This is a genomic window from Micromonospora citrea, from assembly GCF_900090315.1.
Taxonomy (GTDB): domain Bacteria; phylum Actinomycetota; class Actinomycetes; order Mycobacteriales; family Micromonosporaceae; genus Micromonospora; species Micromonospora citrea.
On the sequence record NZ_FMHZ01000002.1, the window covers coordinates 3225534 to 3239815 of the forward strand.

At 73.5% G+C, this 14282-nt stretch carries 17 protein-coding genes; 7 read left to right on the forward strand and 10 right to left on the reverse strand.

Features of this window, described 5'->3' with window-relative positions; translation table 11 throughout:
• Positions 1 to 537 precede the first annotated feature (537 nt).
• A complete protein-coding gene (locus tag GA0070606_RS14765) occupies positions 538 to 1074 on the reverse strand; it encodes a dihydrofolate reductase family protein (protein ID WP_091099658.1) in 537 nt (178 codons plus the stop codon).
• Between the two features lie 142 nt (positions 1075 to 1216).
• On the reverse strand, positions 1217 to 1417 hold the full coding sequence (locus GA0070606_RS31970; protein WP_141721691.1) for a hypothetical protein: 201 nt from the start codon (positions 1415 to 1417) through the stop codon (positions 1217 to 1219).
• A 46-nt stretch (positions 1418 to 1463) separates the two neighbouring features.
• Between GA0070606_RS31970 and GA0070606_RS32520 the strand changes: the two genes are divergently transcribed.
• Together GA0070606_RS32520 and GA0070606_RS14775 are read left to right on the forward strand one after the other, a co-directional pair.
• The gene (locus tag GA0070606_RS32520) at positions 1464 to 1601 is read left to right on the forward strand and encodes a DUF5713 family protein (RefSeq protein WP_176737169.1); all 138 of its coding nucleotides are present in this window, start codon (positions 1464 to 1466) and stop codon (positions 1599 to 1601) included.
• Between the two features lie 256 nt (positions 1602 to 1857).
• A complete protein-coding gene (locus tag GA0070606_RS14775; protein ID WP_091099661.1) occupies positions 1858 to 2136 on the forward strand; it encodes a hypothetical protein in 279 nt (92 codons plus the stop codon).
• 57 nt (positions 2137 to 2193) lie between these two features.
• On the opposite strand, the gene GA0070606_RS14780 is transcribed toward GA0070606_RS14775, so the two are convergent.
• The 4 genes from GA0070606_RS14780 to GA0070606_RS14795 all read right to left on the reverse strand — a co-directional run bounded on the left by GA0070606_RS14780 (position 2194) and on the right by GA0070606_RS14795 (position 6000).
• Positions 2194 to 2802, reverse strand: a complete 609-nt coding sequence (locus tag GA0070606_RS14780) for a TetR/AcrR family transcriptional regulator (protein ID WP_091099664.1) — start codon at positions 2800 to 2802, stop codon at positions 2194 to 2196.
• A gap of 42 nt (positions 2803 to 2844) precedes the next feature.
• Positions 2845 to 3528 (reverse strand): ABC transporter ATP-binding protein, encoded by a 684-nt coding sequence (locus GA0070606_RS14785; protein WP_091099669.1) that lies wholly within the window; start codon positions 3526 to 3528, stop codon positions 2845 to 2847.
• Positions 3525 to 4655 (reverse strand): ABC transporter permease, encoded by a 1131-nt coding sequence (locus tag GA0070606_RS14790; protein ID WP_091099671.1) that lies wholly within the window; start codon positions 4653 to 4655, stop codon positions 3525 to 3527. Before GA0070606_RS14790 ends, GA0070606_RS14785 begins: the two co-directional genes overlap by 4 nt.
• Before the next feature lie 310 nt (positions 4656 to 4965).
• Positions 4966 to 6000, reverse strand: coding sequence for a questin oxidase family protein (locus tag GA0070606_RS14795; protein WP_176737324.1), 1035 nt, complete (start codon positions 5998 to 6000; stop codon positions 4966 to 4968).
• Between the two features lie 119 nt (positions 6001 to 6119).
• On the opposite strand from GA0070606_RS14795, the gene GA0070606_RS14800 reads away from it, so the two are divergent.
• A complete protein-coding gene (locus GA0070606_RS14800) occupies positions 6120 to 6629 on the forward strand; it encodes a hypothetical protein (protein WP_091099678.1) in 510 nt (169 codons plus the stop codon).
• On the opposite strand, the gene GA0070606_RS14805 is transcribed toward GA0070606_RS14800, so the two are convergent.
• Positions 6617 to 7189, reverse strand: a complete 573-nt coding sequence (locus tag GA0070606_RS14805; protein ID WP_091099682.1) for an HXXEE domain-containing protein — start codon at positions 7187 to 7189, stop codon at positions 6617 to 6619. The genes GA0070606_RS14800 and GA0070606_RS14805 overlap by 13 nt on opposite strands.
• Positions 7190 to 7236: 47 nt before the next feature.
• On the opposite strand from GA0070606_RS14805, the gene GA0070606_RS14810 reads away from it, so the two are divergent.
• On the forward strand, positions 7237 to 7815 hold the full coding sequence (locus tag GA0070606_RS14810; protein WP_091099685.1) for a TetR/AcrR family transcriptional regulator: 579 nt from the start codon (positions 7237 to 7239) through the stop codon (positions 7813 to 7815).
• A gap of 247 nt (positions 7816 to 8062) precedes the next feature.
• Positions 8063 to 8212 (forward strand): hypothetical protein, encoded by a 150-nt coding sequence (locus tag GA0070606_RS32525; RefSeq protein WP_176737325.1) that lies wholly within the window; start codon positions 8063 to 8065, stop codon positions 8210 to 8212.
• A gap of 75 nt (positions 8213 to 8287) precedes the next feature.
• Here the strand turns inward: GA0070606_RS32525 and GA0070606_RS14815 are convergent, their stop codons facing one another.
• Positions 8288 to 9892 (reverse strand): carboxylesterase/lipase family protein, encoded by a 1605-nt coding sequence (locus GA0070606_RS14815; protein ID WP_091099688.1) that lies wholly within the window; start codon positions 9890 to 9892, stop codon positions 8288 to 8290.
• Between the two features lie 138 nt (positions 9893 to 10030).
• Here GA0070606_RS14815 and GA0070606_RS14820 point away from each other — a divergent pair, with 138 nt between their 5' ends.
• Together GA0070606_RS14820 and GA0070606_RS14825 are read left to right on the forward strand one after the other, a co-directional pair.
• Positions 10031 to 10609: a TetR/AcrR family transcriptional regulator gene (locus GA0070606_RS14820; protein WP_091099691.1), complete on the forward strand. Its 579-nt coding sequence runs from the start codon at positions 10031 to 10033 to the stop codon at positions 10607 to 10609.
• A 79-nt stretch (positions 10610 to 10688) separates the two neighbouring features.
• Positions 10689 to 11195, forward strand: coding sequence for a hypothetical protein (locus GA0070606_RS14825; RefSeq protein ID WP_091099694.1), 507 nt, complete (start codon positions 10689 to 10691; stop codon positions 11193 to 11195).
• Here GA0070606_RS14825 and GA0070606_RS14830 read toward each other — a convergent pair.
• Positions 11139 to 11630, reverse strand: a complete 492-nt coding sequence (locus GA0070606_RS14830; protein ID WP_091099697.1) for a GNAT family N-acetyltransferase — start codon at positions 11628 to 11630, stop codon at positions 11139 to 11141. The two genes, GA0070606_RS14825 and GA0070606_RS14830, sit on opposite strands and share 57 nt — an antisense overlap.
• 176 nt (positions 11631 to 11806) lie before the next feature.
• Positions 11807 to 14212, reverse strand: a complete 2406-nt coding sequence (locus GA0070606_RS14835) for a glycoside hydrolase family 65 protein (protein WP_091099700.1) — start codon at positions 14210 to 14212, stop codon at positions 11807 to 11809.
• Between the last annotated feature and the right edge of the window lie 70 nt (positions 14213 to 14282).

Consider the following 14282-nt stretch of genomic DNA (forward strand, 5'->3'; position numbering starts at 1 on the left):
GGACCGGGCTGGAAGCGGGAGCACCGATATCCCGATCGAGGCCGTAGCGCCGTGATCTTGGTTCGTTACGGCAGCGGATGCAGCAGCACCGACGTCTTCGTTCAGACAGTCCCTTGCGCGGGCGGCGTCAGACGCTTGCCCGTGCTGATGTCGTCCAGGTGAGCGCCGTCGACAGGACTCGTCGACGTATCGGCCTTCGACGGCGTAGCCGTGCTGTTCGTACAGCCGGAAGGCGCCGGTGCTGGTCGCCAGGACGCGCGGTCCGATCTTCCTCGCGCCCTTGTGAGCCGGCACGGCGTTCGGCGGCCGAAAGCAGGGCCGAGGCTGATCGACCGGCTGCTCACCGAATGGCCCCTGGCGACGCATTCGTTCCGCGTCCTGCCCGCTGAGCGGTCGTCGCGCGCGGCCCTCGACCGACTGGACCTTCGGAAGATCCACCTCTCCTTGCCCAAGGCCCTACCTCTGGTACCAGCCTCCCGTGTAGGCGCCCCGGGTGGCGCAGGCCAACGGGAGCCATGCCAGTGCCACTTCGAGCCCTTAACGGACAACGCGATAGTCGACGAGTAGGTAGCCGGTCGGCGAGGTCTCGCTTCTGGTTGGTGCGAGTCGAAGGGATGGCAGTCCGTCGAGGAGCCGTCGTCCCTGACCGACGACACACGGCGCTATCACGAGCCTGAGTTCGTCGACAACGTCGGCGGCGAGCAGCGCCTGCGCGACCGAGATGCTCCCGTGGACACCGATGTCGCCCCCGCGCTGCCGCTTGAGATCCCGAACGAATTCGACCAGCCCGCCGTCGATCACCGTGGTATTGGCCCAGTCCCGGTCGAGGGGCGTGGCTGTTGCGACATGCTTCGCGACCCCGTTGATGAACGTCGCAAATGGCTCGATCTGGCTGCTCGGCCAGAACTGCGCCCACTCCGTGTAGCTCTGGCGGCCGAGGATGACCGCGTCCTGTGTCGCGATCGCACGGGGAATGCTGGCGTCCACCACGTCGTCCCAGTCGGTGATGAAAGTGTCCGGGGCCTCGGCAACCCCGTCGAGGGACAGGAACTCGGTCACGACGATCTTTCGCACGCCCTACACCTCCAGTTGGTTCCGATGCTCCTGGTTGACTGGCCAAGCCGCCGGAACTCATCGCTGCGATTGCACCGCGTCCTCGGGATGCCGGTCCCACGGTCGTGGGCGATGTCGCCGGAGGGCTGCTGCCGACCTGGTGCTACCGCGCGACGGTGTCGAGCCGGGCGCCGTCGTCGACGCGCCGGTGGGGAGATCCTGGCGGGCGTGAACTGAGCAGATGCTCGCCCGGATCGGTGCACCCGCGGTTCCACACCGGTCCGCCGGGTGTCTGCCTGCCCGAGCGGAGCAGATGGCGGCAGAGTTCGGGTTCCTGGTTCCAGCCGCTCATGTTGTCGGCCACCTGTTGCATGATCGGGCGGTCCGACCTTGGGAGGGGACGGGGCATCATGCCGATCAGCGCGGCCGGCAGCGAGATCGAGACGGTTGCGCGTGAGGCGATAGGCGACGACTTCTGGTTCGTCGCGACGAGCTACGGCTTCCCGGACGCGGACGTCGAACGACTGATCGCCAATCGGGAGTGGTGAGCGGACGTGGTCTTCCGTTGCGCGAGAAGATCCGGGAGTACTACTTCCGGCACAAGGAGATCGCGGCTTACTGGCGTCCGCTGGACGAACGCTCGGAGCTGGTCGGCGAGTTCAGGCTGTGGCATCTGCTGAGCGCCGCGACGCGAGGATGCTTGGGCGATGTCTTCGACGGGGAGGACGACGAGGGGCGCGCGCTCTACAGCGAGCTGCACGTCTTCGACGACACCCCCCGCACCGGGACGGGAAAATGGCGGCTGTGCGAGCCACCCCCGGGGCGAGCGACCCGGAGATCTGGTTCCACGACCTGCGTGACGGTGCCCTTCGCATGGACCTCGACTACCCGGGCTATCTGGAGGCGCTGCTGGTCACCAAGGGCGTGATCGGCTGGCAGTACCTGTACTGCGCGCCGGAGGACTGCGGCATGGGATTCTTCCCGCTCGTGGACGGACTGGCCGAAATGCTCGACGTCTTCCCACGCCTCTTTCCCCACCACGACTACGCCGACCTGGCGGCCCGCCTCCGGGAGCGCACGTGACCTGGGCCACGCGAGCGGCCAGCTAGCGGCAGAGGGAGGAAGAAGGGATCGGCCCGGTCAGTCCTCGGCCATGGGGTTCAGCCCGAGGTACGGGCCGAGCAGTCGCCGCAGGCGGGCCAGCGTGACGTTCCGGGCCCCGGCCGCCTCCGTGCAGTCGGCGGGGCCGGCCGCCCGGGACGCCTGCACGATGAGGGAGTCCACCAGCTCGGCGATCGTCTCCGGCTCGGGTTCACCGAAGTCCGCGAGCGCCTGCCGCAGGGGCACCTGGAGCCGGGCGTGGAACTCCTCCATCGGGCCGCGCAGCATGCGCGGCTCCACCACCTGCGTGAGGGCGCGGGCCACCGCCTGCTCGGAGCTGGTGAAGAGATCGACGTTGGCCTCCACGTACGCCCACACCCGGGTGGCGGGCGTCGGGGCCGCCGCCACCCGCGCGACGACCTGGCCCGCCCAGTCGGGGAAGACGTCGGCGACGACGGCGGCGAGCAGTTCCTCGGCGGAGGTGAAGTACTGGTAGACGCTGGTGCGGGCGAGCCCGGCGCGGCGCCCGACCGCCGCCATGGACGGCGCCTGCGCGGACTCGGCCAGGAGTGCGCGCGCGGCGTCCAGCAGGGCACGCCGTTGCCGGGCGTGGTGCTCGGCGACGCTCGGCGCCTGGATCCGCGGCACGCACTCCTCCTCGTGGCAGGTGGTCGGCCCCGAGTCTATGGCTCAGACGCGGCTCTCCTCGTCGGCGGAGAGGCGGCCGTCGACCATCTTGAGGACCCGGTCGCACTGGTGCAGCACCTCGTGGTCGTGCGTGACCATGACGGTGGCGACGCCGTGCTCGTGGGCCTCGCGGGCCAGCAGCGCGACGACGTCCTGGCTGCGCTGGCGGTCCAGCGCGGCGGTGGGCTCGTCGACCAGGAGCAACTGGGGGCGGGTGACGAGGGCCCGCGCGATGCCGACGCGCTGCCGTTCGCCGCCGGAGAGCTGGTGCGGGCGCCGGTTCGCCTTGTGCGTCATGCCGACCTCGGCGAGCAGTTCCCGGGGGTCGCGGGGGTTGGCGACCTTGCCGAAGGTGAGCGGCAGGCGCACCTGGTCGAGGCTGGTGAGGGCCGGGATGAGGTTGCCGCTCTGGAACACGAACCCGATCCGCTCGCGGCGGATCGCGGTGAGTCGGCGGTGCGTCAGCGCGGCGAGGTCGACGTCGCCGAGCCGGACCGCGCCGGAGGTGGGGCTGGTGAGCGCCCCGCAGACCGCGAGCAGGCTGGACTTCCCGGCGCCTGAGGGGCCGACGATCGCGACGAGTTCCCCCGCCGCGACGTCGAGGCCGACCCGGTCGAGGGCGGTGACGGTCTCCTCGCCGTCGCCGTGCACCAGGGTGACGTCGGACAGGGACAGCACGGCGGTCATCGGTTGCCTCCCAGCGCGGTGAGCGGGTCGACGCGGGTGATACGCAGGACGGCCACGGCGGCACCCACCACGCCCAGGATGAGCAGCAGGGCGGCGGCGACGACGATCGGGCCGGCCTCGAGCGCGAACGGCATGGGCGTGGACGAGATGGCGGCGCCGGCCGCCACGCCGAGGGCGACGCCGGTGGCGACCGACAGGGCGAGGAGCACCACCGACTGCACCAGGCTGTCCCGGAGCAGGTAGCGGGTGCTCGCGCCGAGCGCCCGCAGCACGGCGATCTCCTGCCTGCGTTGCACCGTGAGCACCGTGAAGAAGGCCCCCACGACGAGCGCCGAGATCGCGTAGAGGAAGGCCTGGATCAGCTGGAGCGTCGAGGTCTCGGCGGTGTAGCCGGGCGAGGCGCCGTAGGACTCCTCGCGGGTCATCGACGTGGTGCCCGCCGCCTCGTCGCCGGCCGCCAGGGCGACGTCGGCGTCGTTCTCCGCGCGGACGGCGACGGCGGTGATCTCCTGGTAGATGCGGCCGGGCGGTACGTCGCCCGCGCGCACGCCGGCCTTCACCTCCTGCCACGACCGCAGGGGCAGGTATCCGACGTCCACGTGGCCGAAGGTGTGCTGCTCGGCGAGGATGCCCACCACCTTCAGCGGGGTGCCGGCCGGTTCGACAGTGATGGTGTCGCCGACCCCGATCCCCTCCTCTGCCGCCGTGGCGCTGACGACGACCTCTCCCTCGCCGGCGAGGCGCCTGCCCTCGGCGACCTCCGGGTCGAGGAACGAGCCGACCTCGACGCCGAAGAGCGCCAGGTCGATCTCGGTCCCCCGGTTGCTCCGGCCGTTGGCGAGGGTGTTGCCGAGCGGCGCCGCCTCGGCCACGCCGGGCTGCTTCGCCCAGGTGTCGACGGCCCCGACGTCCACCACGCTGCGGGAGAACGCCGAGTCCCTGGCCACCTCGTGCTGGAAGGCGAGCGAGGTGACGGGAAGTCGTTGCAGGCCGGAGACGCCGTCGTTGACCAGCCCGACGGAGAGGCCGCTCAGGAGCACGGTGAGGACGGCGATGAGCGCCACGACGACGCCCATGAGGGCGAACCGGCCGCGCGCGAAGGCGAGTTCGCGAAGCGCAAGGAACATGGGTCTACCCCGTCCGACAGGTAGTCGACAGCATGTCGGGAAAGATACCGACACCCTGTCGGGACACCAAGGGTCGACGCCGTGGGCGTGAAGCACCTCACGACGCGGTGTCCGCGTACCGGCCAGCTCGGAGTGGGAGCGCTCACGACGGGCCGGCGGTCGGGAAGCTCGTCGCACACGTCCACCCGGGCGTCGGCACGGTGGCGACCCAGGCGACGAAGTCCAACCGCCGGCGCGCGGGGCGGGGCCTGGACGCGGCGGTGGTGGCGGTGGCCTGCCCGCCCGCGCGACCGCCACGGAGCGGCGCCGGTCAGTCGGCGGCGATCTGATCCGTCGACTCGGCGGCGACGGCCAGGATGTCGGCGCTGCCGCTGCGGGCGTACGTGTCCATCGCGGTGTCGACGAACTTGATGGCGTGGGCGTCGCCGGTGTCCATGGCGCGGCGCATGACCTCGTCGGGGTCGGGAGCGGAACCGGCGCGCGGAGCGGGCCGTCCCTCCGCGGGGGCGAAGGCGGCGGTCACCGCGGCCGTCGCGGCCCAGGCGGCGGCGAGGCTGGGCGCCCAGAGCGTCGCCGGCAGAGCCGGCAGCGTGCGCAGGACCGCGTTCGGCGCGGTGGCCGCGTGCACGAGCATGACGGGGCTGGCGTATCCGTGCGTGCCGTGCCGCTCGACGGCGGCGTCGACGATGCCGGCGAGGCGGACCGGCACGTCGTCACCGTCGCGGCCGGGCACCGCGCCGGCCGCCGCCGGCCACTGCGCCAGGTCGGCCAGCTGGGCGAGGCGGGCGCGGATGCCGAACCGCTGGTCGGGCACGAGGGGCACCGCGTCGAGCGCGGAGCGGGGGTCGGTCGTCCGGTACGGTCCGGTGCCGGGCGAGGCGAGCGGCTGCCACCGGGCGGCCCAGTAGGCCAGCCCCTGACCGAGTTCCGCGACGCGCGGCCCGGTCTCCTCGTCGAGCAGGGCGCGTACGGCGTGCCCGACGCGGATCACGCCGTGGGTGGCGCCCGCGGCGATGCCGGGGAGCAGGCGCGGCCACCAACGGGTGAGCACCTCACGCCAGTGCTCGCCGGCCAGCTCGCGGTCGAAGTAGTCGAGCCAGTCGCCGGTGCGTACCGGGTCGCCGAGCGGGTCACGCCACTCGTCTGCGGCGATGGTGCGGATGCCTCGCGGCCGGTCCTCCAGCTTGTCCGCGTAGGAGTCGAGCCACCGGTGGGCGGCCTCCCCGTGACCGCGGTGCACCAGCGCCTCCACGGCCATCGGGGCGTGGTTGGACAACCAGCCGTTCCGTTCCGGGCCGGTGTGCCGCACCCGTTCGTACGCCTCGTCGAGCATCGTGCCTGTCATGCCGAAGACGGTAAAATCTCAAGTTCGGTTGAGGTCAAGAGCGACAGTTGGGGCGCTCGAAGGAGCGGTCGTGGCGCGGCGGACGCGGTAGCGTCCGTGGCTCACCACGGGGAGGCTGCATGTATGACCGGCGTGACCTCGTCCACGCCTATCTCGCCGCGCAGGGCGGGCGGTTCGGCGGCTACCGTCCCGAGTCCTCGGCCTACAACGCGGCGCTGAAGGCGCACCACACGGCGATGCTGGACGGACTCCAGCAACTCTTCGGCCTGCGTCTGCACGCGGACGGCGGCGGCAGTTTCACCCATCGGGTCCTGTTCAGGCTCTTCTCCGCCACGGCCGACTCGTTCCTCGCCCTCCGCACCCCGTGGTCGAACTTCCTGGAGGCCGGCCTCCTGGTCCGGATGGTCGAGGAGGCCGGGGCGGAGGGCGAGCGCGTCATGGCGGCCAGCCAACGCGTCGACGCCCTCACCGCCGAGTCCCGGGAGACCCACCTGGAGATGCTCGACGCGCTCGTCGCGGTGCTGCTCGGCGACCGCGCGGTGCTGACGTTCAGCCCCGCCGACCTGCGGGCGATCGGGGTCGACGACACGATGCCGAGCCCGTCGGACCACCCGCTCTACGAGGGCTGACCGGCTGGCTCGCCCCGGGTCGCGCGTGGCGGCTCCGGGGCCAGGATGCGGGCCACGGCGTGGCACGTGCCAATGGCCAGCGGCAGCAGCAGGGTCGCGCTGGCTGCCGCGCCACCACCCGACCGGGGCACGCCGGCCGCGCGCAGGCGTCGCCAGGCCCACAGCGAGAACGGGGCGACGACCAGCGGCGCGGTGACCACGCCGGGGGTGTACCCCCGGAAGGCCACGGCCTGGGCCACGTGCGTGCCCGCGTGCAGGCCGAAGCCGGCCAGGGCCGCCTGGTAGAAGCCGCTGCGCCCACCGGTGCGGGCGCCCCGGGCCGCGGCGGCGGTCATCACGACGCCCATCGCGCCGATGGCGATGCGGGCCTGCGCCGGGCTGACCCTCAACTGGTCCCACACCTGCTCGGGCACCTGCGGGAAGCGGGCCCGCAGCCGTGGCCGGGCACGGTCGAGCCAGCCGCCCATCGTGGCGGCTTCCTCGATGTCGTGGATCACCCAGGCCGCCAGCAGTCCCCAGGTGGCCGCTGCCGGGAGGGCGACGTCCGTCCGCGAAGTCATGGGCCATATAATTTACGATACAAGTCGTAAATTAAAGAGGATGTGACGTGGCCAACGAGCGAGGCCGGCCCCGGCGGCCGGAGACCGATGCGGCGATCCTGCGCGCCACCCTGGAGCTGCTCCGCGACGGCGGCTACCGCACCCTCTCCATCGAGAAGGTCGCCACCCGCGCGGGCGTGACCCGGCCGACCGTCTACCGCCGCTGGCCCGACAAGGCCGGTCTGGTCGTCGACGCCCTGGCCGAGGCGGTGCCCGTCGCCCTCGCCCCGGACACCGGCGACACCCGCACCGACCTGCACCACGTGGCACGCGGCCTCGTCGACCGGCTCGCCGGCCTGGCGCCGGTGATCCTCGGCGTGCTCGCCGACAGCGTCGGGCGCGAAGACCTGGCCGCGCCGCTGCGGGACCGGTACCTGCGCCCCCGCCTCCGCACCGTCACCGACGTCGTCGACCGCGGCATCGCCCGCGGCGACCTGCCCCCCGGCACCTCGCCGGCCACGGCGCGCGACCTCCTCGCCGGCCCGCTCGTCTACCGGTGGCTGGTCAACGGCACCCTGACGGACGCCGACGTCCACGAACTCGCCGACGCCGCCTGGCGGGCGCTCACCGCCCCGGCCGACGCCTGACACCGGTGCGCTCCCGAGCCACCCCAGGTCGGCCTGAACCGAGGCGAGCGGCGACCCTCCACTGTCCTCGCCATGGGAACGGGAGCGCTGGCGCGTTCCCGGGCGCCGGGTCCGACGGCCTGGGGCGTGCCAGGTCGTCGTCCGGCTGCATCCGCAGGACGCGCGAGGGCTGGCGGAGCGGTACGACTTCGCGCCCGTCCCGGCCGGCGGTCCCGGCCAGGCCGCTCCCGGGAAGACGCCCGCCGACGTGCGGCACGGCCTCCAGCCGTACGTCCCGGCCGGCGCCCGCTGGCGGCACAGCCGGTCGTACGACGAGGCGCCGCCCGCCACGCGCGGGCGGGTGGCGTTCCTCGACGTCGAGCACCGGACGGTGCTGCTCATGCTGACCGACCGCTGACGGCGGGGGCCGCCGGGAGACGCGCGGCGGCCCCGGCGCGTGGCGCGCCGGGGCCGCTCGGACTGGCGTACGGGGTCAGCTCAGGCTCGACCAGAAGGCGTACCGGTGGTCGCGGGTGAAGTCGGTCGGCTTCCACCGGCCCGAGGTGAGCGACTGGACGTGCGGGCGGCGTTCGGTGAACCGCCGCCAGCCGCCGTCACGCCCACCGTTGGGGTCGCCGTCCTCGGCGAACCGGGTCCAGGCGGCGATCAGCCGGTCGGCGAGCCGGTCCTGCGTGTCGGTGAGCGCGGGAAAGAGCGCCAGGTCGAACTGGTAGGCCAGCTCGGCCATGTGGTGGGCCCGCCACGGGAAGCTCGGCTCGTCGTAGCCCACGAACCACGGCGTCTCCTCCTCGGCGAACTCGAACATGTACGTCCTCGTCCACTTCGACAGCAGCTTCGCGGTGTCGTAGGTCGGCTTCGCCCAGTTCCGGTCGCTGTCGATGGTCGCCAGCGCCAGCCCGGCCGAGTTGCCGTACGCCGACAGCGGGTAGCGGGCCAGGATCGCGTCGGCGTGGGCGCCGTACCGCTCGCGGACCGTCGATTCGTACGCCTCGGCGGGGATGGGCTTTCCACCCGGGCTGACCTCCATGCCGCCGTACCTGCCGTTCTCCTCGTCGTGGTTGACGCCGACGAGGACGGGGACGCGGTTGAACCGGCCGGTGCGGAACGCCTCCGCCGGGCTCAGCGGCAGCAGGGGCGTGCCGGAGACCGGGCGCGGCTCGCCCCACGGCCCGTACGCCGCCAGCAGCTCGGCCACCGTGGTCTCGGACGACCGCAGGCACGCGGCCACGTCGGCGGCGGCGTCGCAGCCGACCGCCTTGATCACGGCGGCGCTGTCGGCCTCGGCCTCGGCGCGGGTGCGGGAGCCGCCGGTGGCACAGGGCGCGCTCTGGATGACCGCCCGGTCGAACAGGCCCGCCGACGCCGGTGAGGCGAGGTGGTCGCAGACCGCGTAGCCGCCGCCGGACTGGCCCATGATCGTGACGTTGCCGGCGTCGCCGCCGAACCGGTCGATGTTGGCGCGCACCCAGCGCAGCGCGGCCTGCTGGTCTTCGAGGGCGAAACTGCCCGAGCCGTACGCCGAGCCGGCGTCGAGGGCGGGGTGGGTGAGGAAGGACATCACGCCGAGGCGGTAGTTCACCGACACCACGACTGCGTCGGCGGCGAGGCGGTCCGGCCCGTACATGTCGCCGGTGCCGTACATCATGTCGCCGCCATGGATCCACACGATCACCGGCAGGTCGTCACCCCTGCGGGCGGGCGTGGTGACGTTCAGGTAGAGGCAGTCCTCCGCCTCGCCGGGCACCCCGACGGGCAGGCCGACCGGCTGTGCGCAGCCGGGGCCGGGCCGGGTGGCGTCGCGTACGCCGGTCCAGGGCGCGGCGGGCCCGGGTGAGGCCCAGCGGCCGGGCGGCGCGGCGTACGGGATGCCCTGGAAGGACCGCAGTCCGTCGTGGACGGCGCCGCGGACGGCGCCCTTGTCGGTGGTGACGACGGCGGGGTCGCCGGGCACGGCGGAAGCCGGCGCGGCCCCAATCGTGGCGGTGGCCGGCACGGCGGCGCCGATCGCGACGGCGGCCAGCGCGGCGGCGGCCAGGCACGCGAGGACGCGTTTCCGGGTTCGGGCAGGGGTGTCCATGGTGGCTCTCCTGTCGGGGCGGGCACGACCGGAGTGGTCGTGCCGAGAACCGTAGGACAGACTTGGGCGATCGCGCAAGACGGTTGCCTAAGGCGATCGCCTGAGACGTACGCTCCAGCCGGTTGCTATCCTGCGGCCATGGGAAACCGGGAAGCGCTCCTCGCCGGCGCGAAGACCTGCCTGCTGGAAAAGGGCTTCGACCGCACCACCGTGCGCGACATCGCCACCACCGCCGGCGTGAGCATGGCCGCGATCGGCTACCACTTCGGCTCGCGGGAGAACCTGCTGTTCCAGGCCCTCTTCTCGATCCTCGACGAATGGGGCGACGTGGCGGGGCGGGCGCTCGTCCCGGCCGACGCGCCCGACCTCGACCCCGCCGAGGCCTACGAACGGATGTGGGACGAACTCCTCGCGCAGGCCCGCGCCCACCCGAAGATGTGGCTCGTCTCGATCGACCTGTTCCTGCGGGCGCAGCGCCAGCCCGAGCTGCTGCCACAGCTCACCGAGGGCATGCGGCAGGGGCGCAGCGGCATGGCGGCGATCCTGGCGAGCGTCCCCGAGGCCGAGGTGCCGGAACGGTCCGTCCGCACCCTCGGCATGGTCCAGCTCGCGCTGATGTCCGGCGTGATCATGCAGACGCTCTCCGACCCCGACAACCCCGTCACCGGCGCGGACGTGGTCGCCGGGCTACGCGCGCTGGCGAAGATCACCGGCTAGGCCCCCGTGTCGTTGATCCGGTTGAGCCTGCCCCCACCTGCGACGACGGTGAGGGCACCGACCGTGAGGAGGCACGCCGATGACCCGTCAGCGCGAGACCGTGGAGGTCGACCCGGTCCTGTTCCGTGCCGTCTACGACTCGCCCGCGTCGCTGCCCGGCGCCCACCGGTGGACGACGCCCGAGTCGGACGTACGGCGGATCGAGAAGCTGCTCGGCATGCCGCTGCGCAGCATCGGCGCCCCGCTCTGGGTCAGCGGCGACGAGCCGGACTGCCCGAAGTGCGGCCGGCGCGCCAACTGGTACGACATCGTCTCGTCGGCGCTCTCCGGCGTGCACGACCGGATGATGATCGCGACGGTCATCCTCGGCGACCGCAAGTACGTCAACACCGAGGTCCCGGACGCGATCGCCGGGGTCCGCTGCTCCGACTGCCGCACCCCCATCGAGGGGCTGCGCAGCTTCAAGTGCCACAACTGGGCGTACGCCTTCGAGGCGCTGGAGGCCGTGCGGCAGCGGATGTCCGGCGTGTCAGTCGTCGGCCGTCAGCTCGCGGACGAACCGCAGGCCGGGACGCCCGTCGAGTGACAGCTCGCCGACCTGGGTGAAGCCGGTGCGCCGCAGCACCGCGAGCGAGCCGGCGTTGTCCACGGTCGTCATGGCGGTCAGCCGACGCAGCCCGTACGCGCGGCGGGCCAGCGCGACGACGCGGCGTACGCCGTCGGTCGCCACCCCGCGCCCGGCGGCCCGCTCGGCCACCCGGTAGCCCAGCTCGGCCTCGCCGTCGACGACGTCGACCAGGTTGAACCGGCCCAGCACCGTGCCGTCGGCGTCGACCAGGACGTGGAAGTGGCACACCCCGGCCTCCTGCTCGGCGAGCAGCCCCGCGTGCCGCGCGTCGAAGTCGGCGAAGTACGCGTCGCCCCGGTCCGGCACCGACCGGGCGAACCACTCCCGGTTGTCCAGTTCGAAACGCAGCACGGCGGCGGCGTGGAGGGCGGCGAGCCGTTGCAGGTCGGGCACCGCGCCACCCTAGCCAGCGCGGACCCGCGACCGCCTCCGAATTCCGATGCCGCTCGACGCGCCCCGGCCGACCTGCGGCGGGCACGGCGCTCAGCGCTCACGGGTGAGCCGCGCGCTCAGCCCTCGGCGGCCGAGCGGCGAACGGGGCGACCGGCGCTCGCGGATGAGCGGCCCGCTCAGCGCTCGCCGGTCGAGCGGCGGGCGGGGCGGCGGCCCGGTGGGGAGGGCGGCTCCGGGCCGGGGTCGGGCACCTCGGGCATCGGCCGGGTCACCGGCCCGGCGCCGGTGACCCTCAGCGGCTCGCCGTGGTGCCACAGCTCGATGCCGGCCTCCGGGCCGCCGTCGGGCAGCTCGTAGCGGGCCTCGTCGCGGGTGAGGGTGACCCGGAGCCGGTGACCGTGCCAGCGCAGGTGGAACGCCAGCCGGTCGATCGCCGCCGGCAGCCGCGGGTCGAAGGAGAGCACGCCCCGGTCGTCGCGCAACCCGCCGAAGCCCTGCACCAGCGCCAGCCACGCCCCGGCCAGCGACGCCAGGTGCAGCCCGTCGCCGGTCTTGTCGCCCAGATCCGCGAGGTCCTGGAGCACCGACTCGGCGAACAGGTCGTACGCCAGGTCGAGGTGCCCGACCTCGGCGGCGAGCACCGCCTGCGGGGAGGCCGACAGCGACGAGTCCCGGACGGTCCGCGCCTCGTAGTAGGCGAAGTTGCGCGCCTTCTCGTCGGCCGTGAACTCCCCCGGGCAGCGCTGCATGGCGAGCACCAGGTCGGCCTGCTTGACCACCTGCCTGCGGTAGAGCTCCAGGTAGGGGAAGTGCAGCAGCAGCGGGTAGTCGTCGTCGGAGATGTCCGCGAAGTCCCACTCCGGCTGCTCGGTGAAGCCGGCCGCCTGCTGGTGCACCCCGCGCTTGCGGTCGTACGGCACGAAGAGCGCGTCGGCGGCGGCGCGCCAGCCGGCCACCTCGGCGGGGTCGACGCCGAGCCGGGCCGCCGCCTCGGGGTGCCGCTGCGCGGCGTCGACCGCGCCGCGCAGGTTGCGCCGGGCCATCAGGTTGGTGAAGACGTTGTCGTCCACCAGTGCGGAGTACTCGTCGGGGCCGGTCACTCCGTGCAGGTGGAAGGTGCCCGCGTCGGACCAGTGGCCGAAGCCGTGCCACAGCCGGGCCGTCTCCACCAGCAGCTCCAGCCCGGTCTCGGCGTGGAACTCCTCGTCGCCGGTGGCCGCGACGTAGCGCAGCACCGCGTCGGCGATGTCGGCGTTGACGTGCAGCCCGGCGGTGCCGGCCGGCCAGTAGCCGGAGCACTCCCGGCCGCCGATGGTGCGCCACGGGAAGGTGGCTCCGGCCAGCCGCAGCTCCGCCGCCCGCTCGCGGGCCTCGGGCAGGTGGGCGTGCCGCCAGCGCAGCGCCGACCGGGCCACCCGCGGGGCGAGGTAGGTCAGCACCGGCAGCACGTAGCCCTCGGTGTCCCACAGCACGTGCCCGTCGTAGCCGTTGCCGGTCAGGCCCTTGGCCGGGATGGTCCGGTCGCCGTCGGGCCGGCCGGCCTGGATGAGGTGGAACACCGCGAACCGGATGGCCTGCTGGAGCTCGTCGTCGCCGTCGAGCTGCACGTCGGCCGTCCGCCAGGCGTCGTCCAGCGCCGCGCGCTGGGCGGCCAGCAGCGCCTCGAAGCCCTCCGCGCGCGCCGCACCGGCCTCGGCGACGACGAGCCGGGCCAGCTCCTGCGGGGGCGTCGCGTCCACCGGCGCGCACTCGTAGGCGGCGAACTTGGTCAGCCGCACCGCCTCGCCGGCGCGCAGCGTGCCGGTCAGGGTGAGGCGCAGCCGGTCCGGCGAGCAGTCGACGCCGGCGGCGAAGCCCTCCGGGGCCCGCACGTCGTGCGCGACGGCCACGGCGACCCGCTGCCCGCTGCGTCCGGTGCGGTGCACGAGGACGCCGTCGTGCCCGTCGGAGTGGCGGTACTCGGCGGTCAGCGGGTCGCTGATCACCGACGCGGCGCGGGGGTCGTCGGAGCGCTGCGGCACCCGTTCGTTGGCGAGCAGGTCGGCGCAGACCCGCACCTCGACCGTGCCGTCCAGCGGCTCGACGGTCCACCGGACGGCGGCCACCGGGCGGCGGGGCAGCGAGACCAGTCGGGTGCTGCGGACGCGTACGCCGTGCCCGGCCGGGGAGACCCACTCGGTGTGCCGCTCGACCACCCCGGCGCGCAGGTCGAGCACCCGCTCGTGGACGCGGAGGGTGCCGGTGCGCACGTCCAGCGGCTCGCCGTCCACCCAGAGCCGGATCAGGGCGGCGTTCGGCGCGCTGATCACCGTGTCGCTGAGCTGCGGGAACGCGTACCCGTCCTCGGGGTAGGTCAGCTCCCGCCGCCCGTGGAAGCCGTTCAGGTAGCTGCCCGGCATGCCGTACGGGGCACCCTCGTCCAGGTTGCCGCGCCAGCCCACCCAGCCGTTGCCCAGCGCGAAGATCGACTCGGTCTCGGCGAGCCGGTCGAAGTCCGCCTCCGTACGCCGGATCCGCCAGGCCTCCTCGTCCCCCGTTCCGCGTGCGGCCGGCGGTCGATCGGCGGTGGGGGTGTCGTGCACAGCGCCTCCAGGGGATCCGGCGGACCGGATCAATCGTGGCAGACCGGGCTGAGAGGTCGCTGAGACGAAA